Source organism: Pseudomonas sp. WAC2 (assembly GCF_030403525.1).
GTDB lineage: Bacteria > Pseudomonadota > Gammaproteobacteria > Pseudomonadales > Pseudomonadaceae > Chryseomonas > Chryseomonas luteola.
Genome location: NZ_JAUEPD010000004.1, coordinates 461673 through 485194 on the forward strand (window position 1 = coordinate 461673; position 23522 = coordinate 485194).

A 23522-nucleotide genomic window follows, 5' to 3' on the forward strand; every position below is an offset into this window, starting at 1 on the left:
GTTCGAGGCTTCAAAGCGCCCCAGGTAAAAGGTTGGACTTCGACTAGCTGGCTTTGTCCTGCTCGACAGGGTGGGAATCGATATAAGTACCCGAGGCTTGCAGACGAAACAGGTTGAACAGCCCTTGTGATGCACTTTTAGCAGGTAGCCCCTTTTGCTCCTGATACGCCTGTAACGGCTCTTCGATGCGGTGCAGAAAGCGATCGATGAACTTCTGTACCGTTGTTACCTCATCAGGGCATGGGGCGCGAAAGCGGGCCAGAATCCGATTGATCGTGTCAGAGTTTGCCTCGAAACGGCTCAGGATGGATTTGGCGGCCCCATCCAGATATGCCGTCACGTCAACATCCCGGACAAAGTCGGCATACTTGGGTTTGGAGCGCAGCAACGCTTCAACCCCATCGCGCATCTCATTTATGACCTCCGAGGCGTAAAGCCGATGGTTATCGGTCTCTTGAATGAACTCGTTGAGCTTGATTTCCGGCCTGCCACCTGTTTCCTGAAAGGCTGTTAGTGCGATAAGCCAATGGGAGCCATTGAGCAGTGAATTTTTGATTTCCTTTTCGATATCGAGATAACGACTGAACTGTATCCGGCTACCCTCGAGAATCTGGGGCAACTGCTCGGTACGGGGGCACAGTTCAACTTTTAATGCGCCGTACTCTTCCGCTCGTACCACCAGCGTAGGTTCATTATCGAGTACGGCCTCCTCCAGCTCGACACACACGCGATCCACTAAAGCGGGTACACAGCGAACACACTGGCGAATATCGTCGGAAATAATCCCCTGCAGACTTTCATGATCCAGCACTTCGCAAGCACTTACGGTGTTTTCACAGGCAATAAGATAAATATTGCCTATCGAGCCCTCTTCATCAATCTTTGCCTTGCAGATCAGATTGAGTGCTTCGATAACCGGGCTATAGTTTTCTGCTGCCAATACGGACGCTGTGACAATGACGCCCTTGGACTTTCCCTCGGAACGATCGAGAATATCCCGAATCGGCCTCTCAATACTCTTATCTTCATAAGTGAAGAAATCGTTGTAGATTACTCGCTCTCTTGGCTTCATCTCGCCTTCTGGTGTCGCGATGACATATTCTTTTCGAGAGTGGGTGAGAAGGAGCTCATTACGGCGCTCGGGACTAACGGCCGTAGAGCCTGTTGCGCTACCCCCAGAAACGGCACGATTGAAGAGATAGAGTTCTGAGCCTGGAGCCTGAAAAAAAGGAGCGACCAGACCCAGCCCGAGTCGGCCCGTACCAAAATGAATATGCAGCATGATTATTCTGTACTCCGCTTATACATGAAGATCGTGTTTCAACCCTCCATGGCTACTAGCAGGAATCCACAGATAAATAATTGGTGAGACGCGAACCTACTTAAATAGCCACATAATGATGCAGCTATTCTTAAAAACTGATAATCCTCACAACATATACTTCAATGACCTTCACACTTTAATATAGTAATGCAACATTATTAAGTCTCGCCTCCTCTTTCTCAGGCAAAGCCATTCCTCTGCTATGGTTTTTTACCATGCACTTAAATCATGATTTGCGCAAATAAAGCAGTACCCGAGAAAAGATATAAAGTTACAGCAGAAAACCCAAAAGCTTGTATAGACTCACCGAAAGCGTAACCGTAGCGGAATAACCTCTATTATCATCCCTTTTTCGAAAGGCATTATAAGAACATCCCTCACACTATTCTGATATTAAGAAGTTGTAATAGTTTCACAATGCAGACGAACGGACAACAACAAAAACAACATACAGGTCTAACTTATAGTGCCGCCGGCTCGTTTGTATAACTTATTCGCAGCCAGGTTAACCGTTGCTAAAGGCCGATTACTTTGCTTTTGTACAACATACCAATACCTGTACAGTTTGTATGTAGGTTTATCAAAAACCTACAGTCGTCTATATTCAGGTCTCCACCGCTATGGACCTAGTGCCTAGGCAGCCAATGAATGCAAAAGCAACGGCCCTTCTAGTGGGTCAGTCTCGATAAAAGCAAATCGACTTGAATAAAGTGTGCTCCTCTGTAGCTGTACCTGCCGAATGGTCATCATGACAAGAAACCTCTTTATCAGAATACAATCCATATTTATGCAAGAGGTGCATTCCAAACACTCGACACTGCCAATCTAGCTTTTCATGATAACTCCTATGACTGCATCTTTTACTCCGACATTATTCGTAGTTCCTATATTGCCACAGGTTTTGAACTGTTGAGCGCACAAACCTAAAGCAATGTATTCACTTTTAAGAGGATTCAGACATGACTGTAAGCGAACTTATAAAAGAACTTGAAAAACTGAATCCTGATCTTTTTATCGTAGCAACCTGTGAAGACCGTGAGATCTTGGAGCCTGAGCAGACTATACGTATCCTGGGGCCTATTTCCGTATCCAGCGAGTTTGTTGAGATTTACAGAGATGCCAAAGGGAAAACCCGCATAACACATCAAACCATCGGCGAGGCGCAAGAAGTAGCATTTATTAAATTGACGACAACTCTTTAATAAGTAGTTGTATTAATTAATAACCTTATTAACGGGTAAGCCTGTAGTGCAAGGCTTACGCTTAATCTCGGATAATGGTTTACCTGGACGGCTGGATAAACGTTAAGTAGGTGCCTGAGGTTACCAGCATTTACTAGTAACCTCTTTGGGTCTCCTCTGTCACGACTTCATGAAGAGCTATTGCACCTACCATAGCGCTTATTTGGGATAACCTGCCCGTTTCATCTCGCGGGTCGCAACCTGTTGGGCTGCCTGCAAGGCCTGTTGAACTGGCATATGGCCGGTCAGCGCTCCCGAGAAGACAGTACCCACCTGGGTACCAAGCGATTGAAATTCCGGAATCAGGACATACTGTACACCGCGGTATGGCACTGTCTTCAACGTTGGGTGGGCCGGATCGGCTTGCTCCATCATCTCCAGTGTGACACCTGCAAAAGGCGCGGCTTTCAAATAGGCCTCGCTGTACGTTGATTTACGCGTCCCCGGCGGTACATTGGCAACGCCATCTTTTTTGGCTACCAATTGTATGTACTGCTTTGAGGTAGCCCAGGTTATAAAGCTCAATGCGCTCTGTTTGTGCTGTGAGCTGGTCGGGATCGCAAGAGACCACGCCCATAGCCATGAAGAGCCTTTGGTTGTGACTTGCTTCGGCGAAGCTGCAAAGCCCACGCTGTCTACAACAGTACTTTGGGTACGGTCCGTTACGGTGGAGCCCGCCACACTGGCATCCACCCATATTGCACATTTCCCCGTGCTAAACAGTGCGAGATTCTCATTGAAGCCGTTACTGGACACCCCTGGTGGACCGTATTTCTTCATCGTGTCCACATAGAAAGTGATGGCCTTGGTCCACTCTGGACCTGTAAATTCAGGCTGCCATTGCTCGTTGAACCAGCGCGCGCCGAATGAGTTGGCCATGGTTGTGATAATTCCCATGTTTTCTCCCCATCCTGCCTTACCGCGTAAACAGAGGCCATACTGGTCCTTATCGGGTTGATGCAGTTTGGAAGCCAGCTCCCCAAGCTGCTCCCAAGTAGGCTGTTCCGGCATCTGAAGACCCGCCTGTTTGAATAGGTCAGACCGGTAATAGGTAATGGAACTCTCTGCATAAAAGGGCAGCGCGTATAGGGTATTGTCGACGGACAGTCCTTCACGCACCGAGGGAAAAAGATCTTCCACATCGTAATCCGTCGGTAGGTCTTTGATGGGGGTCAACCAGCCCCTTGCTCCCCACAGCGATGCCTCGTACGCACCAATGCTGACAACATCAAACTGGGCACCCTGCGTAGCGATGTCGGTAGTCAGTCGCTGTCGAAGTGTATTCTCTTCCAGCAAAACCCAATCCAGCGTGATGTCAGGATTCCGCTCTTCGAAAACCTTCGACAGTTGCTGCATACGCACCAAATCATGGTTGTTGACGGCTGCAATCGTCAGGGTTTCGGCATGAGCTGTGATAGTCACACAGAGGCAGGCCGTAACCATCAGCACCTTAGGATATCTATTCATTGAAATGCCCTGCTCCCATGCCTTTTGCAGCACAGGTTTATTATTGTTGCCTAAAGGAATGAGAACGTGCCGGATCGATTGTTTCCAGCAACCAAGGTGTACGCCTTAACCGCCAGGAAACAGTAATGACTGGAGTCGTTTCCAGTAATTAGACCGACTATCAAAGAGAAGTTACGGCTTAGAGCAGTGCCGGCTGTCAGACCCAGCCAGTTTCAAAGCTCCTTCTGCGGGCACTGTGTAAGCAGCTCCCGCAGTGGGTAGACCATAACCGGATCGATTGCTCAACCGAGCATGAGTGGTATGGAAGGCCTTGCTAACGCTGGCAATCCAGGTGCCTCTATCAATGCTTACTGCTAATACGTAGTAGAGGTTGCCGTTGTTACCTGAGAGGTCTGTACACCAGGCTGGCCTAGCGTCGCAATCTCGACCGGCACGCCGCTCAAGGTTTTTACAGCCTCATCAATTCTGGTCCAGTCCACTTGGGCGTTCGGCCCCAGATCCGTACGCTGAATGAGCGTATTGACCAAGGCAGTTTTCTGATCGATCACCGCTGGCTGCCCTGTTTTTGTCAATAACGGCTGGTGGGCTTGGATATAGAGCTTTCCGCCGCTGACACCAAACTCATAGGGCTCATTGATGAAGCGCACTGGGGTTCCTACAGGAACTATGCCTACCAGTTCCGTTACGTCCTTGTTGAGCAAGTGAATGCACCCATGGCTGACCTGCATGCCAATCCCGAATTTCTGATTGGAACCATGGATGAGATAGCCCGGCAGGCCCAGGGTCAGCTTGTAGGGCCCCAGCGGGTTGTCCGGCCCGGGCGGTACAACCGTAGGCAGGATGTCGCCCTCCGCTGCGTGTTCCGCGCGGATGGACGCGGGCGGATACCAGCTCGGGTCCTTGATCTTGCCGGTGATCTTCGTTGTGGTTACGGGCGATCCCCATCCCTCGCGGCCGATACCAATAGGATAAGTAAAGACCGTATGACCGTCTTTGGGGAAGTAGTAAAGACGATACTCCGCCAGGTTTATTACGATGCCTTCACGAGGCCCCGGCGGCAGAATGAAACGGGTAGGCAGTACAATCTTGGTACCTGCCCCCGGCAGCCAGGCATCGACGCCCGGGTTGGCAGCGACCATTGCGTTGTAGCCCAGATCATAGGTGTCATCCAGATCAGCGAACGTGTCTTCGTACTTGGCCTCGATCACCTGAACCTGCCCGATGATGTCTTCACCCGGCGGAGGCAGAGGAAACTCAAGCGCCATAAGCGGGCTGGAAAACAGGCTGACCACCCACGTCATCCCGACCACAGACAAGGCACGTGTCCACATAGGAAGATCCTTCGATAGTACTCGATCAATGAGATGACTATTAGATTGAGCCGGCACGACTTAAGACACACTTAGTAAACAAACATTACTTGACGCTCTTCTACTAAGACCGTCCAGGTGCATCATTTGCACCCCTGTCATTTCATTAATCGGCTCGCGAAGCCGTTTCGCCGGTACACTAGGGCAGTTATTACGCCAGTACGCCTTCATCTTCTCACTCTGTGGCTGGCCGGTCTTAATTCTTTAGCTCAGCGTTTATTCATGTTCTCAAAAATTCCGCTTCAGGATCACGAGCGCAACGCCAAGATGGCGAACCGCCGCGTATTCATTTTTTCGGTAATCACGTTCTTTCTGTTTCTCGTCCTGATGGGCCGAATGTATTACCTGCAGGTCATCACCTATGGCTACAACACAACCCTTTCGGAAAATAACCGTGTTCATGTTCTTCCTATCCCTCCGGCTCGGGGCTTGATCTATGATCGCAACGGTGTCGTGATCGCGGACAACAAGCCAAGCTTTGACCTCACCCTGACCAAAGAGCGTGCCGGAAAGTTGGATGAGGTCCTGCATAACGTCATCAAGACGCTGGATCTTCCTGAGGAAGACCTGGAAGATTTCGAACACGTTGTGCATCAGGTTCATCGCCCCTACCAGCCCATCACGCTGATTTCCGATCTGTCGGAGGAGCAGATTGCCAAGCTGGCCGTCAATCAGTTCATGCTGCCCGGTACGGATGTCGAAGCGCACTTCATTCGCCATTACCCCTACGGTGATGACTTTGCCCATGTAATTGGTTATGTCGGGCGCATCAATGATGCAGAGCAGAAGAAACTCGACGAGACCAATTACAGCGGCACCGATATCATCGGCAAGACGGGTGTAGAACACTTCTATGAAGACGAACTGCACGGGCAGGTTGGCTACGAAGAGGTTGAAACCAATGCCCGTGGTCGCATCCTGCGTACCTTGAGCCGCACCAATCCAATACCGGGCAAAGACATCACGCTGAGTCTAGATATCAACCTGCAAAAGGCCGCTGAACACGCCCTGGGTGATCGCCGAGGCGCCATCGTGGCCCTCGACCCCAACACAGGCGAGGTTCTTGCCATGGTGAGCAAGCCCAGCTTCGACCCCAACCTGTTCGTCAAAGGCATCAGCTTCAAGGATTATGCCCAGCTGCGGGACTCCATCGACCGTCCCCTCTACAACCGGGTGCTGCGCGGACTTTATGCTCCCGGCTCGACCATCAAGCCGGAAGTCGCCATCGCAGGGCTGGATACAGGCGTAATCACACCGGCCACACGTATCTTCGATCCCGGTTATTACGAGTTGCCCAATTACGATCACAAATATCGGAACTGGAACCGTAATGGCGACGGCTGGGTGGATCTGGATGCCGCCATCATGCGCTCCAACGACACCTACTTTTATGAGGTGGCCCATCGTCTGGGTATCGATAACCTGCACGACTATCTGTCGCACTTTGGATTAGGACAGCGTGTGTCCATCGACATGGATAGCGAGGCGACTGGCCTGATGCCCTCCCGGGAATGGAAGCGCGCCACACGTCGGCAGATGTGGTATCCCGGTGAGACGCTTATCCTGGGAATTGGCCAGGGCTATATGCAGGTCACACCGCTTCAGCTCGCCCAGGCTACATCGCTGATTGCCAGCAAAGGCGTATGGCATCGACCTCACCTGGCCAAGCTCATAGGTGACTCGCCGATACAGGACCCAAACCCGATGCCCAACATCAAGCTGCATGACCCGCGCGAGTGGGATGCCGTGAACGAAGGCATGCAGATGGTGATGCATGCCCCTCGAGGCATCGCACGACAGGCTGCTCAGGGGGCGCAGTACCGTATCGCCGGCAAGAGTGGTACGGCGCAGGTGGTCGCCATACGGCAGGGTGAACGGTACGACCGCACCAAAGTCAAGGAACGTAACCGTGACAATGCGCTGTTTGTAGGGTTTGCCCCGGCAGAAGATCCGAAGATCGTGGTGGCGGTCATGATCGAGAACGGTGAGGCGGGAGGCCGTGTAGCAGGCCCTGTGGTGCGGGAGGTCATGGACGCCTGGCTTCTCAATGCAGACGGTCATCTGAAGGAGCAGTACGCGCACAGCCCCAAAAACTCCTCGGATGTTCACGGCTAAATCTGGAGTGACCGGGCCGGCTTACGGCCCGGTTTTCTTATTTAGCGTGAAAAACCGGCAGAACGTACTCTGCAATCTCCTCCATCGTCTGGGCTACAGGCCGCTGATTACGCCGGAAATGCAGGCCGATATGCTGCACACCGGCCGCCTTCATGGCCTCAAGCTCTTTGATCAGCTCCCGACGCCCCGCCGCAATACCGAAGCGATGTCGCACCAGGGAGGCGTTCGGGTCCGCCAGCAGGTCTAGATGGATAAAGCTTATGTATGGCTTGTCACCGGCAACGCTGCGCCAGAGTGCGCTGCGCTGTACATGCTCAACGGGTGTTCCAGGATAAGCCAGCAAGCCATCCATCTGCTCACCGATCCAGTCTGGCCGCTGCTGGGCCATACCGGCGACTAACAGCGGTAACGGCTCTGCCGGACGAGGTAGCAACCGTATACCCGCAGGCAGTTTGGTCGCGCCCCAATCGCGGAACATACCGATCTGGGTTCGAAACGCATGGCTGCGGCTGTCATAGCTTTTGCCAAACACCGGATACTCCACTGGCCTGTCGCCGCTGGCGACACCTAATAGCAGCCGTCCCTTGCTCAGTTGGTGAATGGTTGCGGCGGACTTCATGGTCAGCATCGGCTCACGCAGCGGCAACACAATGGCGGCCGTACCAAGCAGAATGCGCTCCGTAATACCGGCCAGATAACCCAGATAACTAAACGCCTCGAATACCTGGGCGGCATCGCCAAACTCCGGATCGTATAGCGGCACATCGCGTATCCACAGGGTCCGGTATCCTAGCCGATCCGCCAGCCTTGCCAGTTCAGCATGCGCCTCAAGGTCAGGCTCGCCGGGTAGGCGGCCGGCGTGCTGCCGTGCCAGCCCACCCGCTGCCGTCCAGTCATTATCCAGAGGAAGCTCGATCCCAATGCTGAAGCCTTCGGCAGTCAATGCTCTCAATGCAGACGACATACAAGACTCCTATCAGTGACTTGGCGTGAGTGTAGTGCGGGATGGCATCGCTGCACTCGAGTTACGCTGATCCAATCGGCCACTGAATAGGGTCAGCCCCAATGCAACCAAGACCACCAGCCCGCCGATCCAGGCAGTATGAATAAGCCCGACCTGCGCAACGATATGCCCACCCAACCAAGCGCCCCCGGCAATGCCTAGGTTGAACGCGGCAATGTTAAGACCGGAGGCCACATCCACCGCCTGCGGCGTATGCTGCTCCGCCTGCTGGACAACATATACCTGCAGACCCGGCACGTTGCCAAACGCCACCGCTCCCCAGACCAGCACGGTTGCCAATGCCAGCCAGATATGGCTTGCAGTAAAGGTCAATACGAACAACACCGCAGCCAACAGTGCAAAGATAATCATCAGCGCACGGATAGGACCACGTTTATCGGCCAGCTTACCGCCCCAGATATTACCGATAGCCACCGAAATACCGTATATCAGCAATACCAGGCTGACCGCATTCGCACCAAGCCCGGTGATGTCTTGCAGTATCGGCGCCAGGAACGTAAAGGCAATGAAGGAGCCACCGTAACCCACCGCGGTCATGGCATATACCAGCAATAGCCGAGGGGCTTTCAGTACTTGCAGCTGTTGTAGCAAAGACGCAGGCTTGCTGTGCTTGATGTCTGAAGGAACAAACATCAGGCTCCCAATAAAAGCCATTATTCCCAACGCCGAAACAGCCAGAAATGTTTCTCGCCAACCCACATGCTGACCAATGAATGTGCCCAGCGGGACACCTGTCACCAGCGCAACCGTAAGGCCGGTAAACATGATGGCAATGGCGCTTGCCGCTTTCTCTTTCGGCACCAGACTAGTCGCGATGGTCGAGCCGATGGAGAAGAACACACCGTGGGCCAGGCCCGTCACGATACGAGCCAGAATCAGCGACTCATATCCAGGTGCCCGCCACGCCAGAAGGTTACCCAGCGTGAATAACACCATCAGCGCCAGCAGGAGAAACTTACGTGGAACCCGGCCGGTCAGCGCAGTCAATACAGGCGCCCCTACCGCAACACCTAAAGCGTACAGACTGACCAGCAGCCCCGCTGACGGCAACGTAACCTGTAGATCAGCCGCAATGGTAGGAATAAGACCGACAATAACAAATTCAGTGGTCCCAATGGCAAAGGCGCTAAGCGTTAGCGCCAACAAGGCAATAGGCATGAAAAAGACTCCGTTGAAGTAGATGAAGCCAGTCTGCGCGTCTTATTCATGCCTAAAAATAGGGTTTCAAGCATATTATTTTTGATTAAAATTCACGAATGAAAACGACCCTCGATGAATTACTTGCGTTTACCACCGTAGTGGATACCGGTTCCATTACCGCAGCCGCCGACCATTTGGACCAAACGGCCTCTGGTGTCAGCCGGGCTCTCAGCCGACTCGAGGAAAAGCTCGACGTCACCCTGCTCAGGCGGACGACGCGCCGGCTTGAGTTGACGGAGGAAGGCGAGACGTTGCTGACTCAGGCGCGCAAGATCCTGGCGGCCGTTGAAGAAACCGAAGAGCAGATGGCCATACGGCGGCAACGCCCAGCGGGACGTTTGCGCGTGAATGCCGCCTCGCCCTTCATGCTGCATGCACTGGTCCCGCTTGTAGAAGGGTTTCACAAGCGTTATCCCGAAATCGAACTGGAGCTGCACAGCAGTGACCAAATCATCGACCTGATCGAACACCGTACGGACATCGCCATCCGGATTGGTACGTTGAAGGATTCAACTCTACATGCTCGACCGCTTGGCAGCAGCCGGTTGCGGATACTGGCCAGCCCAATTTACTTGAAAGCGAACGGCCAGCCTCATTCCGTTGACGAGCTGGATCATCACCAGCTGCTCGGCTTTACCCAACCCGAAAGTCTAAATCAGTGGCCCCTGCGTCACCCACTGGGAGACAGCCTCTCTGTTAACCCTGCGCTCAAGGCCTCCAGCGGCGAGACGCTCCGTCATATGGCCTTGCAAGGCATAGGGATCGTTTGCCTGTCCGATTTCATGACGCAGCGCGACCGAGTCTCCGGTGAGCTGATAGAGCTGCTCACCCGGGAAACGGTCGAGGTGCGACAACCGATTCATGCAGTTTATTATCGCAACACCGCCCTCGCCTCCCGCATCACATGCTTTCTGGATTACGTGACCACTGCGCTGGGCCAGGAGCCTTGGGCTCAGGTGGGCACACCGCCTTAGAAAGGCTCTAACTCCAGCTGGCAAAGCAGCACCCATAACCAAGAACACAAATCGTGTTCTTCTGGTCCCACATGTTCTAGAGCCAGGCACTTCCGCCATGGCCGTCCTAGAACAGCGATTATCGGATCAACGGTGTGCTTGCAGCGGGCACAAACCGCCGAGCCAGTGCTAACGTCGCTGTAAGCCCGGATCGTACTCCAATCTCTAGTCCTGGCTTCGGTAGGCGGGAAGCGCTTCGATAGATCAAGCTGCTTGAATATCATTCTTTGCGGTAGTTGCTATCTAACATGACCGATAAATACAGGACTGCGGTAGACGCGGCTGCCATTTTCTCCGAAACCGATCCAGACGGGACCATTACCTACGTCAACGATCAGTTCTGTGCCGTGTCGGGTTACAGCAAAGAGGAGCTTCTAGGCTCCAACCATCGTATTCTGAACTCGGGCCAGCATCCGCAGGAGTTCTACGATAGCATCTGGGCCACCATCACCCGGGGTGAGATCTGGAAGGGAGAGATCTGCAATCGCCGCAAGGATGGCTCCCTGTACTGGGTAAACAGCACTATCGTGCCGATTACGGACGACGAAACCCAGGAAGTCGTCAAATACATCTCAATCCGCTTCGATGTGACCGAGCATCAGGAGCTGCTTCAAGCACTGCAGTGGCGGGCGTCCCACGACGTGTTGACCGGCCTGCCTAATCGGGCATTGCTGCATGAACGCCTGGGTATGGCTATTTCCTCAGCTCGCCGCCATCACCGCCTACTCGCGCTGGGCATGCTTGATCTGGATGGGTTCAAAATCATCAATGATACCTACGGGCATGCCATCGGGGATCGCCTGCTGGTAGAAGTGGCCAATCGATTGCACGAAACGCTCCGTGAGGAGGATACATTGGCCCGAATGGGGGGCGACGAGTTTGTCCTGATCCTCAACGACATCCAACTGCAAACACTCCCCATCAGCCTGCGCCGCCTACTCGAAACGCTTTCCCAGCCCTACGAGATTGATGGCCAGAGTCTGGAGATTGCCGGCAGCATCGGCGTTACTATCTACCCCAATGATAACGAGGATCCAGATACCCTTTTGCGCCATGCCGACCAGGCCATGTATCAGGCCAAGCAAGACGGACGAAACCGCTTTCAGATTTTTGATGTGCCAACCAACAACGAAGCGCGGGCAGCCTCCCTGATGCTGGCACGCCTGGAGCAGGCCCTAATGAGGCAGGAACTGCGCTTGTATTACCAACCTAAGGTCAACTTGCAGACCGGCAAGGTTATCGGATTCGAAGCCCTGCTACGCTGGCAGAGCCCCTATGAGGGATTGGTTCCTCCGCTTCAATTCCTGCCTTTCGTCGAACGCAATGACCTCATTGTGGAGATTGGTGAATGGGTCATCGATCAAGCCCTGCGTCAAATCAAGCAGTGGAGTCTCCTGGGTCATAGCTGGCCGGTGAGTGTCAATATCGCTGCCCGGCACTTTCAGAAACCCAACTTTGTCGAGCGCCTGCGGACGATACTGGACCGGCATCCGGAAGTCTCACCAAACCTGCTAGATATCGAGATCGTTGAGTCGACTGCCATCGAGAACATGGAGCATGTCACGCATTGCCTGATGGCCTGCCAAGCCATGGGTGTGACATTCTCACTGGATGACTTTGGGACGGGCTACTCCTCCCTGAGCTACCTCAAGCGCTTGCCCGCCCAGACCATTAAAATTGATCAATCGTTCGTGCGCGACATTTTGACTGACAAGGAAGACCTGGCCCTTTCCGAAGCCATTATCGGTCTGTCCAAGGCCTTTGACCGAGAGGTACTGGCCGAGGGCGTCGAAACGCGCTCTCAAGGCAAAATGCTGCTTGAGATAGGATGCCAGCTGGCCCAGGGATATGGCATCGCCCGGCCCATGCCTGCCGATCAGGTCTTGAAATGGGTCGAACATTATTCCCGGTCGCCTTCCTGGGAAGGTGAGAGCCAGCAAGATTTGAGTCCATAAACAGACCGTACGCTTTTCCAGCAGTCAATGTATCGGAACGTGTTTCACCTCTATGACACACTTCATCAGAACAGCATGGCACACGCAGTTGAGATACTGGCTTGATAGTTTTCAAAATCGAAGCCCTACCGAAGGCGATCTGGTGTATCTGCACGTACATTCCACTAACGGGACGAATGATCGAGGCCAGGCGGTGGTAGATATATTCAAGGTCGAGAAAGGCAAGATCGTCGAGCATTGGGATGTCATTCAGGATGTCCCTGAGCAGGCTGCCAACGAAAACACCATGTTCTAGCGACCGCTAATAGCCGTTGATTCTTTTATCAACGGCCTGCTTGACGAAAAGGGCGCATTCTTGCCCTTTTCTACATCGCTGGCTCAGGAAAGATCAGGCTCGAACAGCTTGCGCTTCATGTAGACCCTTACCCAGAACGCCGCAACAAGGCTGACCACTAGCAGAATACCACCGGTAATCTTGTAGACCTGCTCGGTTATCTCTGGCGAAGGTGAGTTATGGAGCGCGACATAGCCCATCCCCAGAATGCCCAGCAATTGAGGCAACGGGTAAAACGGTGTCTTGTAAGGGCGAGCGTGCTCAGGCATGCGCCAGCGAAGAACGATCACATTGATATGAGCTACCATGTAAGCCAGCAACCAACTGGTAGAGGCAGCAATGACCAGGGTAATGAGCGATTCAATGCTGCCGAGTAATACTGGCAGGGAAACAATTGCAGAGAGAAAAAGAATCGCCACCCACGGCGTTCCAAAGCGCTTGCTCACACACTTGAACTGCGGAAAAACCTGGCCGTTCTCAGCCATCCCCTGCAGCATACGTGCAACCGCGGCAAGAACCGTGTTGATGGTACTGCACGTTGCGGCACAAGCCATGACTGTCGCAATCAGCAGACCTGCCTTGCCAAATACCGCATTCGCATAGTCAAGATAAGGCAGCGGTGAAGTAGTCAATGTCTCGACGCCGAGATAGTAGGACGCACCGATGGCAAAGGTCAGAAAGATCGCCAGCATTACCATCAGCGACAGGAACATTGCACGAGGAATATTGCGTTCAGGTCGATGGACTTCTGCAATCATGGGACAGATGAATTCGACGCCTACCATCAACCACATGGCCAGCGCGACTAATCCCAGAAAGCTTCCATCCCGGATAGAGATAAAGCTCCAATCCACTCCGGTTTCCGTAATATCCGGGTGCGGTGCCACAAAACCCGTTACGGCAGACAAGCCAATCAGGACCAGGGCGCCTACCAAAATAAAGGCCAGCATGTTCTGCACCCGAGCAAACACATCGGCCCCTACCAGATTGGTAACTGTCAGAATGATCAGAATGGCGATAGGCACTACCTTGGGCGGAAACAGGCCAGGCAGCAATTGACTGACAATGGCATCCACCAGAAACATCTCCACAGGCAGTGCCAGCATTGCAACCACGACATAACCAGCAAATACCGCCACGATAGCGGGAAAATGACCAATCGCCTTTTGCGTGTACGTAGCCAACGTCCCGGCCTGAGGATACATCAGGGACAATTCGGAGAACGTCATAGCATTGAATAGCGCAAGCGTAAATGCAATGAGCATGGCGGCAATGAACCCCATCCCGCCCAAGCCAATCCCCTGCGTCGCTGAAATCATCGAACCCTGCACGATGACCACACCGACGCAGATCGACATCATGGTGAGAAAGCCCAGCTTTTTCCTTATGGGTACTGTTGTTCCGGTAGAAACATTGGCGTTCGCAAGCACTGAAGCACTTTTCGAATTCATAGTGTCACCCTCTCCGCATCATGGCGTTGAGCATTAACTGCTGCGCTGCAGGACGATGTGCCTACAGATGCCTGCTACTGTGAGGCGCAGCCGCCAGGATTACTTGTCTCTGGATGCCGCCCTTTTTGCATGAGGGTGTCAGCTTGATCGTACAGCCGTTGACACGGCCATGAGCCATTACTACGCCTTCAGCGAATCGATGGTGAGCGCGCACGGGCAGCAATCTGAAAATGGCCTGGGAGATAGAAGATGCTAAAGAATCGACCTGCCTGTTACAGACTGGTCATGCAGCGTCTTGCGGCCGTTCTCATGCCGAACCTTATTTTGGTAAGTCACGGTCAGCACAAGTGCTATTGAAACATTTGCATTAAGGCCTAGAGCTAATTCTTTAAACCAGTAAACCGCATCGTTTCCACCCTTTAGAGCGATAGCCTGATCCTGGCTACGGGCAGAGAATCAGAATTCAGTTCGTCCCGGTCAACTTTCATGGAAAGGATGGAACGCGCTATGTTTGGCCATAAACCACTTGTCGTCACTGCCCTATTGTCAGTCAGCATTAGTGCTTTAGCGGAAATGAATACAGCAGAACTTACTCAGGAAGGGGATTATCTTTCTGCATCAATCGAACAAACGGCAACCAACAGCCAAGCCACTGTTTATCAGCAAGGCTCAGATAGCACTGTCACTCTTCGGCAATTACAAGGCGACGGCAATCAAGCCGTAATTGTGGCACAGCAGTTCTACTATAGTCAGGTCGACCTGCTTCAGAGTGGCGATAACAACCGGGCCAATATCCAAAACATCCGCTCTGACAATCGTTTAACTGCATCACAAGTAGGCGCTAATAACCAGCTCCTCATACCTTCAGCTAAATATATTTATGGATACGGGTCCACAATACGTAGCGATACTCAAGGCGATGACAACAACGTCACTATCGAGCAAGGTGCCGAACAAAGCAGTATCGACTACGATGTGATTGGCAATGCCAATACCGTTCATGTTGATCAAGCCACCATATCTGAGACCATTACCGGCACTATGATTGGCAATGGTAATGCTGCCGATATCCAGCAAAGCGGGCAATATAATGGATCGATAAGGCTGGACCAAGAGGGCGATTTCAATGCCGCCTTCATAAACCAGGCCTCGTACGAAGGCGCCAGCCACACAGTCGTGTCTCAAACCGGGACATTTAATGATGCCCACGTGGAACAGTTACGGCACTTTGCGGGCAGTAACACGACGCTGACCCAGACAGGAGTCGGCAATAGCGCCCGTGTCATTCAATAAGCTGGTCACCCAAGCAGACGCTCAAGTTACTACCGCTGAGCATGGCCATAAGCAAAACGGCCATGCTCATATTCATTCAATTAATACTCCCCTATCTGTGTCAGCAATTACCGATGCAGGGCGAGAAGTTCGCCCCACGCTGAAAACCCTGTTCATCACGGGATACGCCGAAAACGCAGCTATTGGTAACGGTCACCTTGATCCTGGCATGCAGATACTGACCAAACCTTTTGCAATCGACATGCTTGCTGCCCGGGTAAACGAACTGATGAACGCCTGACGTTTGCAGGTACTGATAGCGCACCGTTCAGTAGTGCTAGCCCCATCTCTCCAGGTTCTCTTCGCACGATGCAGGCGAACCCTTTCCTCTACAAAGCCGCTTTGAATAGCCGTCAGGTCTCAAGAGGAGCGCTCCAGGGATGATCTGTGTGGCAGCAGGCCTACACGCCACGAGATCTGATGACCATTACATTGAACGAGCATGCTGCGCTCACGATACGCTTCGCGGGAGGAAAGGGTTTCCGCCTCTTCCTCTGTGATGCCATCCAGACGGTTGCGGCTGATCACACGATAACTCTCATCTCCACACAGTAGCGCCGCTTCCGAATGGCAGGACGACCAATGACCTAACAAGCCGTTGCACTCCACGGCGTATCCAGCTGTTCCGTCCTGCAGATAAGCCGTCTGGGAAGTGGCACAGCCTGACAACAGGATCAGTCCGGACAGCAAGGCGCCCATGCTGGCGTTATGAAAGAGAGATGAGAGAGTCATGGCTGAGTGCTCAGGTGGGTATGAGCACTATGGTAGGAGGCAACCTGACACTCAAAAAATTGTTTGCCGAGATACCTTCTATTACGTTGAAAGATAGTTATCTCTCAAGTCCGGCCCCTGCGTCAGTCACCTCATTCAATCTGGCACCTGCTGAAGGAGTTGCTCAGAATAAACCGCAACAGCTCTCTTACTAAGCTAGCTGCTTACCGGACGAGCAAGCGTCGAAGCGGCCTGTCCACACATTGTTATAACGGCTATAAAGACGATATTTACTGGGCGCCCTGATTGAATGGAAGCGATATATAGTGTCGGCCCAGCTCCGTCAGCGTGCCGTCATTGGCCAGGAGACTCGAGTGATGCACATCATTATCGACTCGACCGGAAAACCAGGCATAACGAAATACATCGGAACGGGATTCTAACAGCGCGACCATTTCGGTCATCTGCTGCTTCTGTTTTTCTACGGAGTCGATCTGCGCTCCGTCAGGCAAGGAATGCCAATTCGCAAATTCAGTAACCCAGAACGGCCGACCATAGCGGGCAAGGCGATCAAGCATTCCAGGCAGCCCATAGTCGTACCAATGAAATGCCAGATAATCGATTTGCGGATCTCGACCCGCGTGGGCCGAACTGTACGCAGCAAAAAAGGCGTCGAGCCACGCAACCGGGTCTGAATAGCCTGAAAGAGTGCCCCAATTCATTGCCGGACCCACCAGCTTGACGCCCGTGTTGCGGGAGATAGCCTCGAGGCGAGGCCACAGGGCGGCTGCTGCCTGGGGCGTCAAATTAGCTTGATCCACTAGATTGGGTTCGTTGATCACAAGCAGATAACGTATAGTGGGATGAGCTGTCAGATACATCTGCAACTCTCCATCATTAAAGTTTCCATTCCATACCATGGGAATGAAATCCATTTTATATACGTCCGCATAGTTATAAGCACTTACGGCATCACTAGGACGGGGGCTCCAGTTGTACCACCAACTTATGCCCGAGGATAACGCACTCATATCCTTTCCAGAGGTTAGATCATATGCAATGCCCCGTTTAGGACTTTTACTAGATGGGTCCGCTTGAATCAATGGTGAACCTACAAGCGTAACGAGTATGCCCAGCGTTACCGCTAGTCGCCGTATAAAAGATCTCATCCCCTCTCCTTGTACAAATGCCTCAGGAGTGCCGTTTCAGACGGTATCTATGGAGCGTAGGCGACTATAATTCTCTGTCAACCTGACGCTCAACTGGTCAATTTCAGTAGATTACGGTGAGACTTTTATAGTCTAGTCACCTTACCTATCCAAAGTAGGTCCAAGTCTCGCTATAGCACAACCAAGTTTAATCATTACAACGGCATACCTGTATAAATAGTTGACTAAAGCCGCCATTCTATTAAATCAAGAATATATCAAGCAGTAGCCTTTATATATTTTATACCGATTGAATATACGCTCTTAAAAGATATGCCCTTAAACATCGATATACATGATCCTAAGCGAATACCGAGTCTATTCGTTGTATCCAGTACCGATGGGCAGGTATCTTGATCTTCGTTGACTTATGCTCGATTACTGCATCATGAAAGAGCAGATACGGTTTCATCATAAAGCTACTGTTCTGTCATACTCGGTTGAAACGCTTTAAAGCGGTTGAGTCAGTCTGATGCAGTCATACCCGCGGCTGTCCCTCAGTCAGGGCGTTGATTTCCAGCCATGCCGAGTGCCTCTGCTCTTTCGCTAGCCTATAGCCTGGCGCAACTGGAAACGTACTGCTGGTCAGGCGGTCCCATCATCACATTTGACGACCGCACTTTATTAGCTCCGGCCAAGGAAACTGTCATGAGTGATACCACTTACGTCCCACCCAAGATCTGGAAACCTACCACTGCCTCAGGTGGTACCTTTGCCAATATCAATCGCCCCGTAGCCGGGCCAACACATGAAAAGGCTCTTCCGGTTGGTAAGCACCCCCTGCAGTTGTATTCGCTGGCTACGCCAAACGGCGTAAAAGTCACCATCATGCTGGAGGAATTGCTTGCCTTGGGCCATACCGGCGCCGAATACGATGCCTGGCTGATCAAGATTGGCGAGGGCGACCAGTTCTCCAGCGGCTTTGTCGAGGTCAATCCTAATTCAAAAATTCCTGCTCTCGCCGATCACAGCGGTGACGCGCCTGTTCGAGTATTCGAATCGGGCTCCATTCTTGTGTATCTGGCCGAAAAGTTCGGTGCCTTTCTACCAACCGACACACTGGCACGCACCGAAACCCTGAACTGGCTGTTCTGGCAAATGGGTTCGGCCCCTTTCGTAGGCGGCGGCTTCGGGCATTTTTATGCCTATGCTCCAGAAAAGCTCGAATATCCTATCAACCGTTATGCCATGGAAACCAAGCGCCAGCTCGACGTGCTGGATCGGCAGCTGGCCGAACGTCGTTACATTGCGGGCGATGAGTACACCATTGCCGACATGGCCATTTGGCCCTGGTACGGCGTTCTTGTACAGGGTGGTCTATACAATGCCGCCGAGTTTCTCTCGGTGCAGGACTACACTCATGTACAGCGCTGGGCAGCTGACATTGCCAAACGCCCCGCCGTGATTCGCGGACGTAAGGTCAATCGCACATGGGGTGAAGAGACAGACCAAGTACCCGAGCGGCACGACGCGTCGGATCTGGACTGATCGTCAGCAGCGTCGGCCATCTGATGGCCGACGCCACACGCAAGCAAACGGCTCTGCTTTCAGTCACCGTCCTGCTTGTTTTGCGTTAAACACCGCTCGCCGAAATGTTGCACAGTTAAGCCCAACACATTATCAAGTGCTTCTGCTAGAGCTGCATCCCTACCGCCAGTCGGTTGAACGCATTCATCAGCGAAATGGCAAAGGTTAGATCGGAAATTTGCGCATCGCTAAAATGTTCTTTCAGCGGCTGGTATACAGCATCGGGCGCGCCCTGGCTGGAGACATGGGTAAGGATCTCCGCCCAGGCAAGGGCGGCCTTTTCCCGCGCATCAAAGTGCTCGCTGATACGCCACCCGGCCAGGCAATCAAGCTTGGCCTGAGCCATGCCTGCTTCACGTAGCGCTTTGGCATGTTTACCTAGGCAATAGGCGCAGCCGTTAATCTGTGAAACACGTAAATAGACAAGCTCCACCAGCGAAATGCCAAGTGAACCCTTGACCAGGGCATTATTGGTAGTCAGTAAACCTTCATAGGCGGCTGGCGATAAGGTAGCGAAAGGAAGACGCATCTGGCTCATGAAACTCTCCTGCCATGAACTATAGATCGAGTTAATTTTCAATTGGCGATGACGCTAACGTGTGAAACAAAGGCTCCCGAGCTAGCTGCTGGCGCGCGTTGATCAAGGCTTCACGTGCAGTGTCAGCACCCGATGCCAGCCCCTCGAGATAATAAAGTGCACATCGAATAAGCCAATGGTATTCAGGACGTGACGCAGATAAGGACTCAGAAAATCTGGCTGACGCGCCCGGGAGCCTTGATGAAAGCCTCCAGAGCTGACCCATCCTCCCCCTACGTCAGCTGCATCGCCGCCCCAGGACAGGCCTGCCCAGATTCTTTGACCAACCCGCCTATCGTAAGCGTAATGCTATCGAGCAGCTCTTTAACTGGCTTAAGAAGCATTGTCGAACAGTCACCCTTTTCGAGAAGCTCACCAGCAGCTTCTAGGCCATGATTTCTCTGGCTTGCTTATGGATTTGCTTGAGAAAATCTTTTTCAGACAGAGCCTACAAGCCACATGGTTTGCTCACGCCTGAATTCGACCCGTTCACTGGTTCCAAATACATGCGATAACTGCATCAAACAGCTATTCATCAGTTGTTTTTTACCTTTGAGAACCCAGGAGTAGATTTAAAGCACGCCTGGAATAATGTGACATCTATCACATTATATATTGACTACATCGAGCTTATCCATTTTCGTTCAATCAGCCTCCTGGTTAGTTGCGCCTTTCTTGGCTGTATCTAACTGGCTTCGCAAGGTCAGACTGCCATGCCACTTTTACGACCCAGGCCCTTAGACACAACAGGCAAGCCCTCGGATATAAAAACTATGAAAACTCCTCAACTTCACCCTGTTGAAAAGGAACGCCTAGAGGCGCTTCATTCACTTGGCCTGCTCGATAGTCAAAAGGATGAGCGTTTTGAGCGGTTTGTTCGGCTTGCCAAAGCCTTGTGCGATGTGCCTATCGCAGCGGTGTCGCTGGTAGATGTAAATCGGCAGTGGTTCTTAGGGTGCGCTGGACTTGGAGTCAGTGAAACGTCTCGCGAAATTTCATTTTGTGGCCACGCAATTTTAGAAAAGTCAGTTCTTTATATCCCTGATACCAAAGCCGACTTGCGTTTCGCCGATAATCCCTTGGTCACCGGAGACCCCTACATTCGGTTTTATGCAGGTTGTCCCTTGTATATGCCAGGTTATCTACCTATCGGCACGCTCTGCATTATTGATACTCATGCCAGAACATTAAAACACGACCAAATGATGCGCTTACGGGATCTGGCTAACTGTCTCCAGCGTGAAATTATAATGCACAAGCTCATACAAGACATTAGTCTACTAACCAATAGTCCGGCGTTGGCTGCATTGAGCGAGCCTGCTTATAACTTGAATGATGCGAGATATTAGCTGCGCGTTCGACCAGCGCCAATACACCTGTTCCGCCCTGGCCGTGTCATTGGCCAGCTGCACGGCTCGGGCTGCGGAAAGGCTCAGGGCGCAACAGTTACTCTGCCAGATCCTAAGCAGACCGGCATGCATGGCCCCGCCAGAGCACCGTTACTCGAAAAGGGCCATTTTGAACCTGCCCTATTCCATCGATGACACGCGCGTGCTGATCCAGTACGCCCTGCACGGACTGAAGCACATCTATCAGGATGGGCTATGCCTACGCCAAGTTTGAAATCCTCCTGACAGGCCTTAAGCAACGTGACGAATATTCCATGGGGTTATTCCAGCCCGAGCAGTCAGCAGGTGCCGACCGGCTCGAAGCGAGTTACGGCTGATCCCGGCTGAGCCATGCGGCACCAGCTGATAAGCCAGAACTACACCACACGGCTGGATCAATCATGGACGGTGCGCAGCTAGGTGATGTTTATACATAGGTGATCACTTTGAATCGAGCCGCAGAGAAACCGAGAGGGCTTCAGATCACCCCTCCTGCGGAACGGTCCAAAAAATCTGGACGTTCCCATCATCACGAAAAGCCAAGGTTACGTTGTCGGTTTCCTCAAGCTCCGCCATGATCTGCTCCCACACCTCATCCGGATCGCTTTCGAGCCGCTCAAGCAGGGCTGTTTTTGCGCGCTGTGCGGCTGGACTGTTGATAACCCGCTGAAGACGCAGAGCAAGTAAGTCATAGGGTTTTGGGGTAGGTGGAGAGGACGTGGTTTTCTTAGCCATACGCATAGCTCAATACTGTATGCATTTACAGTATTATATCTGTGGTGTGGAGATCAAGCCGTTTCATGAACCAGCTTCCGAGCGTATGTAGTTACGCGACTGATGCTCATCCTGTATGTGGCTGTCCTCTCACAGGACGTTCGGCCCTCCAGGAAGTTATTAACTTAAGGAGTGATTACACACTTTCGGGTGTACTGATATACGGCGCAAGCGAATTTCGCCTCATTGGCAGTTGCTCCGGTGCAGCAAGAGCCGCCTTTACCAATTCATGCACAGCATCCTGCGCCATGACGCCGAGCGGATGCGACAATACCGCCTGGACGAGACCATCCTTCAAGGCAGCCTGGGTAAGAGGCGTCAGATCATGACAGACCACTACGGGTAAGCATCCTTGCCGCTCGCGTACCTCCCCGAGCGCACGCAGTACCCCTTCTATCCCTCCTCCCGCCACGTACAGCCCTGCCAGATCAGGCTGGCCTCTTAATAAATCCAAGGTGTTCTCATAAGCGAACATTTCATCTTCCAGCGTAAGCCTGGGTACCAGAAGTTCCCACTCCCCGGCCCGCTCGCTCAAATAACTTCGAAAGCTCATTTCACACAGCTCCTGACACTGGAAGCGCTGAGTGCCGATCAATAGCGCTACCGCCCCTGGCTGGCGAGCCAGCTGGGTAATGAACCAGCCGGCTGTACGTCCCGCCCGGCGGCTATCAAGCCCTACATAACCTGCACCCGCTGAGGCTGCCAAATCAGACACTAGAGCGATTACAGGCATACCCTCTGCACGCAAGGAGGCCACCGCTTCGCATACCTCACGGTGATCGGCTGCAACGACACCTAGTGCATCTACCTGACCACGCAACGCTAGAATCCGCTGCGCCGTGGTAGAAGGGTCAAAGTCATCCAGATAGGTAATCACAACCCTTACCTGTGCCTTGAGCGTGGTGGCGGCTGCCTCGGCCAGCGCTTCGGCTAACCCTTGGTAAAACGCCACGCCCTGCTTCATGAGCAGAAAGCCCAGCCGCACGATGGGCCGCTGCCCTGCCAGATGCTGTTCGATAATGCCCCGTGCATGAAAACCCAGTTGAGATGCGGCATCGGCGATACGCCGCGCTGTGTCTGCACGCACTCTGGCTCTCAGATTGATGACCCGGTCCACTGTTGACAGGCTGACCCCTGCCAGACGGGCTACATCTTCCATAGTAGGGCGACGCGACGCGACACTAGAAGGCTCTGACATGCGTGGATTACCTAAGCCGCTTGTTTGACAGGTTTTGATAGGTTCCGTCGCGACTATAGCACCTGCTACTAGCAAAGAGGCCCTGCGCTGCAGGCTACTCCATTACAAATGGATTGGCTTACAGGCTATTTGTAGCATAGCTGTCTTAAGACTTATGCGTTCTCTTTTCGATAGTTAAGTCCACCAGAAAAACTTCAACGTCTTCCTAAATGGCATGCGTGCGCTTTTGACAGGAAATGAAAGTCTGTTTTACCTGTTTGAAAGGTTTTGACAGATAACGCCATCCCTTCTCTAGCTTTACTTTTCTAAGCCT

20 protein-coding genes and 1 pseudogene are annotated in these 23522 nt (G+C 52.6%); 10 read left to right on the forward strand and 11 right to left on the reverse strand.

Annotated elements, in window-relative coordinates:
• Nucleotides 1-43: 43 nt before the first annotated feature.
• Nucleotides 44-1282, reverse strand: a complete 1239-nt coding sequence (locus QWJ10_RS11675; RefSeq protein WP_289926479.1) for a hypothetical protein — start codon at nt 1280-1282, stop codon at nt 44-46.
• A gap of 1001 nt (nt 1283-2283) precedes the next feature.
• On the opposite strand from QWJ10_RS11675, the gene QWJ10_RS11680 reads away from it, so the two are divergent.
• The gene (locus tag QWJ10_RS11680) at nt 2284-2526 is read left to right on the forward strand and encodes a hypothetical protein (RefSeq protein ID WP_074828458.1); all 243 of its coding nucleotides are present in this window, start codon (nt 2284-2286) and stop codon (nt 2524-2526) included.
• A 198-nt stretch (nt 2527-2724) separates the two neighbouring features.
• Here QWJ10_RS11680 and QWJ10_RS11685 read toward each other — a convergent pair whose 3' ends face one another.
• Complete coding sequence (locus QWJ10_RS11685) at nt 2725-4032, reverse strand: sugar ABC transporter substrate-binding protein (protein ID WP_289926480.1); 1308 nt, start codon at nt 4030-4032, stop codon at nt 2725-2727.
• 353 nt (nt 4033-4385) lie between these two features.
• Entirely contained in the window at nt 4386-5363 is a 978-nt protein-coding gene (locus QWJ10_RS11690) for a L,D-transpeptidase family protein (RefSeq protein WP_289926481.1), read from the reverse strand.
• Between the two features lie 261 nt (nt 5364-5624).
• On the opposite strand from QWJ10_RS11690, the gene mrdA reads away from it, so the two are divergent.
• Nucleotides 5625-7517, forward strand: a complete 1893-nt coding sequence (mrdA, locus tag QWJ10_RS11695) for a penicillin-binding protein 2 (protein ID WP_289926482.1) — start codon at nt 5625-5627, stop codon at nt 7515-7517.
• Between the two features lie 37 nt (nt 7518-7554).
• Here the strand turns inward: mrdA and QWJ10_RS11700 are convergent, their stop codons facing one another.
• Together QWJ10_RS11700 and QWJ10_RS11705 are read right to left on the reverse strand one after the other, a co-directional pair.
• Nucleotides 7555-8481 carry a TIGR03571 family LLM class oxidoreductase gene (locus tag QWJ10_RS11700; protein ID WP_197871505.1) on the reverse strand — a complete coding sequence of 309 codons (927 nt, stop codon included), beginning with the start codon at nt 8479-8481 and terminating at the stop codon, nt 7555-7557.
• A 12-nt stretch (nt 8482-8493) separates the two neighbouring features.
• A complete protein-coding gene (locus QWJ10_RS11705) occupies nt 8494-9699 on the reverse strand; it encodes an MFS transporter (RefSeq protein WP_289926483.1) in 1206 nt (401 codons plus the stop codon).
• A gap of 98 nt (nt 9700-9797) precedes the next feature.
• Between QWJ10_RS11705 and QWJ10_RS11710 the strand changes: the two genes are divergently transcribed.
• The 3 genes from QWJ10_RS11710 (at nt 9798) to QWJ10_RS11720 (ending at nt 13004) form a co-directional block, all read left to right on the forward strand.
• A complete protein-coding gene (locus QWJ10_RS11710) occupies nt 9798-10715 on the forward strand; it encodes a LysR substrate-binding domain-containing protein (protein WP_289926484.1) in 918 nt (305 codons plus the stop codon).
• A gap of 287 nt (nt 10716-11002) precedes the next feature.
• Nucleotides 11003-12709: an EAL domain-containing protein gene (locus tag QWJ10_RS11715; RefSeq protein WP_286786747.1), complete on the forward strand. Its 1707-nt coding sequence runs from the start codon at nt 11003-11005 to the stop codon at nt 12707-12709.
• A gap of 142 nt (nt 12710-12851) precedes the next feature.
• The gene (locus QWJ10_RS11720) at nt 12852-13004 is read left to right on the forward strand and encodes a hypothetical protein (RefSeq protein ID WP_232235467.1); all 153 of its coding nucleotides are present in this window, start codon (nt 12852-12854) and stop codon (nt 13002-13004) included.
• Nucleotides 13005-13087: 83 nt separating this feature from the next.
• Here QWJ10_RS11720 and QWJ10_RS11725 read toward each other — a convergent pair whose 3' ends face one another.
• Complete coding sequence (locus QWJ10_RS11725; RefSeq protein WP_289926485.1) at nt 13088-14494, reverse strand: APC family permease; 1407 nt, start codon at nt 14492-14494, stop codon at nt 13088-13090.
• 507 nt (nt 14495-15001) lie between these two features.
• Here QWJ10_RS11725 and QWJ10_RS11730 point away from each other — a divergent pair.
• The gene (locus QWJ10_RS11730) at nt 15002-15787 is read left to right on the forward strand and encodes a hypothetical protein (RefSeq protein WP_289926487.1); all 786 of its coding nucleotides are present in this window, start codon (nt 15002-15004) and stop codon (nt 15785-15787) included.
• Nucleotides 15788-15893: 106 nt separating this feature from the next.
• A pseudogene (locus tag QWJ10_RS11735) lies at nt 15894-16067 on the forward strand (hybrid sensor histidine kinase/response regulator); the annotation flags it as partial.
• Between the two features lie 119 nt (nt 16068-16186).
• On the opposite strand, the gene QWJ10_RS11740 reads toward QWJ10_RS11735, so the two are convergent.
• Both QWJ10_RS11740 and QWJ10_RS11745 read right to left on the reverse strand, forming a co-directional pair.
• A complete protein-coding gene (locus QWJ10_RS11740; RefSeq protein WP_150346235.1) occupies nt 16187-16558 on the reverse strand; it encodes a hypothetical protein in 372 nt (123 codons plus the stop codon).
• A 269-nt stretch (nt 16559-16827) separates the two neighbouring features.
• A complete protein-coding gene (locus tag QWJ10_RS11745; protein ID WP_289926491.1) occupies nt 16828-17706 on the reverse strand; it encodes a glycoside hydrolase family protein in 879 nt (292 codons plus the stop codon).
• A 687-nt stretch (nt 17707-18393) separates the two neighbouring features.
• Here QWJ10_RS11745 and yghU point away from each other — a divergent pair.
• Nucleotides 18394-19233: a glutathione-dependent disulfide-bond oxidoreductase gene (gene yghU, locus QWJ10_RS11750; protein ID WP_026004143.1), complete on the forward strand. Its 840-nt coding sequence runs from the start codon at nt 18394-18396 to the stop codon at nt 19231-19233.
• A gap of 145 nt (nt 19234-19378) precedes the next feature.
• On the opposite strand, the gene QWJ10_RS11755 is transcribed toward yghU, so the two are convergent.
• On the reverse strand, nt 19379-19810 hold the full coding sequence (locus QWJ10_RS11755; protein ID WP_010798870.1) for a carboxymuconolactone decarboxylase family protein: 432 nt from the start codon (nt 19808-19810) through the stop codon (nt 19379-19381).
• Between the two features lie 812 nt (nt 19811-20622).
• On the opposite strand from QWJ10_RS11755, the gene QWJ10_RS11760 reads away from it, so the two are divergent.
• Both QWJ10_RS11760 and QWJ10_RS23175 read left to right on the forward strand, forming a co-directional pair.
• The gene (locus tag QWJ10_RS11760) at nt 20623-21198 is read left to right on the forward strand and encodes a GAF domain-containing protein (RefSeq protein ID WP_232235466.1); all 576 of its coding nucleotides are present in this window, start codon (nt 20623-20625) and stop codon (nt 21196-21198) included.
• Nucleotides 21185-21472: a hypothetical protein gene (locus QWJ10_RS23175; protein ID WP_354669628.1), complete on the forward strand. Its 288-nt coding sequence runs from the start codon at nt 21185-21187 to the stop codon at nt 21470-21472. The genes QWJ10_RS11760 and QWJ10_RS23175 overlap by 14 nt, the downstream gene beginning before the upstream one ends.
• Before the next feature lie 248 nt (nt 21473-21720).
• On the opposite strand, the gene QWJ10_RS11765 is transcribed toward QWJ10_RS23175, so the two are convergent.
• Both QWJ10_RS11765 and QWJ10_RS11770 read right to left on the reverse strand, forming a co-directional pair.
• Nucleotides 21721-21972, reverse strand: a complete 252-nt coding sequence (locus tag QWJ10_RS11765) for a DUF1654 domain-containing protein (RefSeq protein WP_019367167.1) — start codon at nt 21970-21972, stop codon at nt 21721-21723.
• 175 nt (nt 21973-22147) lie between these two features.
• Nucleotides 22148-23209, reverse strand: coding sequence for a LacI family DNA-binding transcriptional regulator (locus QWJ10_RS11770; protein ID WP_289926499.1), 1062 nt, complete (start codon nt 23207-23209; stop codon nt 22148-22150).
• Between the last annotated feature and the right edge of the window lie 313 nt (nt 23210-23522).

Coding starts and splice junctions, on each gene's coding strand:
- QWJ10_RS11770 (WP_289926499.1), bottom strand. CDS start 23,209: ATGTCAGAGCCTTCTAGTGTCGCGTCGCGTCGCCCTACTATGGAAGAT.
- QWJ10_RS11755 (WP_010798870.1), bottom strand. CDS start 19,810: ATGAGCCAGATGCGTCTTCCTTTCGCTACCTTATCGCCAGCCGCCTAT.
- QWJ10_RS11700 (WP_197871505.1), bottom strand. CDS start 8,481: ATGTCGTCTGCATTGAGAGCATTGACTGCCGAAGGCTTCAGCATTGGG.
- QWJ10_RS11680 (WP_074828458.1), top strand. CDS start 2,284: ATGACTGTAAGCGAACTTATAAAAGAACTTGAAAAACTGAATCCTGAT.
- QWJ10_RS11705 (WP_289926483.1), bottom strand. CDS start 9,699: ATGCCTATTGCCTTGTTGGCGCTAACGCTTAGCGCCTTTGCCATTGGG.
- QWJ10_RS11685 (WP_289926480.1), bottom strand. CDS start 4,032: ATGAATAGATATCCTAAGGTGCTGATGGTTACGGCCTGCCTCTGTGTG.
- QWJ10_RS11740 (WP_150346235.1), bottom strand. CDS start 16,558: ATGACTCTCTCATCTCTCTTTCATAACGCCAGCATGGGCGCCTTGCTG.
- QWJ10_RS23175 (WP_354669628.1), top strand. CDS start 21,185: ATGCGAGATATTAGCTGCGCGTTCGACCAGCGCCAATACACCTGTTCC.
- QWJ10_RS11675 (WP_289926479.1), bottom strand. CDS start 1,282: ATGCTGCATATTCATTTTGGTACGGGCCGACTCGGGCTGGGTCTGGTC.
- QWJ10_RS11710 (WP_289926484.1), top strand. CDS start 9,798: ATGAAAACGACCCTCGATGAATTACTTGCGTTTACCACCGTAGTGGAT.
- QWJ10_RS11760 (WP_232235466.1), top strand. CDS start 20,623: ATGAAAACTCCTCAACTTCACCCTGTTGAAAAGGAACGCCTAGAGGCG.
- QWJ10_RS11715 (WP_286786747.1), top strand. CDS start 11,003: ATGACCGATAAATACAGGACTGCGGTAGACGCGGCTGCCATTTTCTCC.
- QWJ10_RS11730 (WP_289926487.1), top strand. CDS start 15,002: ATGTTTGGCCATAAACCACTTGTCGTCACTGCCCTATTGTCAGTCAGC.
- QWJ10_RS11725 (WP_289926485.1), bottom strand. CDS start 14,494: ATGAATTCGAAAAGTGCTTCAGTGCTTGCGAACGCCAATGTTTCTACC.
- QWJ10_RS11690 (WP_289926481.1), bottom strand. CDS start 5,363: ATGTGGACACGTGCCTTGTCTGTGGTCGGGATGACGTGGGTGGTCAGC.
- QWJ10_RS11765 (WP_019367167.1), bottom strand. CDS start 21,972: ATGGCTAAGAAAACCACGTCCTCTCCACCTACCCCAAAACCCTATGAC.
- yghU (WP_026004143.1), top strand. CDS start 18,394: ATGAGTGATACCACTTACGTCCCACCCAAGATCTGGAAACCTACCACT.
- mrdA (WP_289926482.1), top strand. CDS start 5,625: ATGTTCTCAAAAATTCCGCTTCAGGATCACGAGCGCAACGCCAAGATG.
- QWJ10_RS11745 (WP_289926491.1), bottom strand. CDS start 17,706: ATGAGATCTTTTATACGGCGACTAGCGGTAACGCTGGGCATACTCGTT.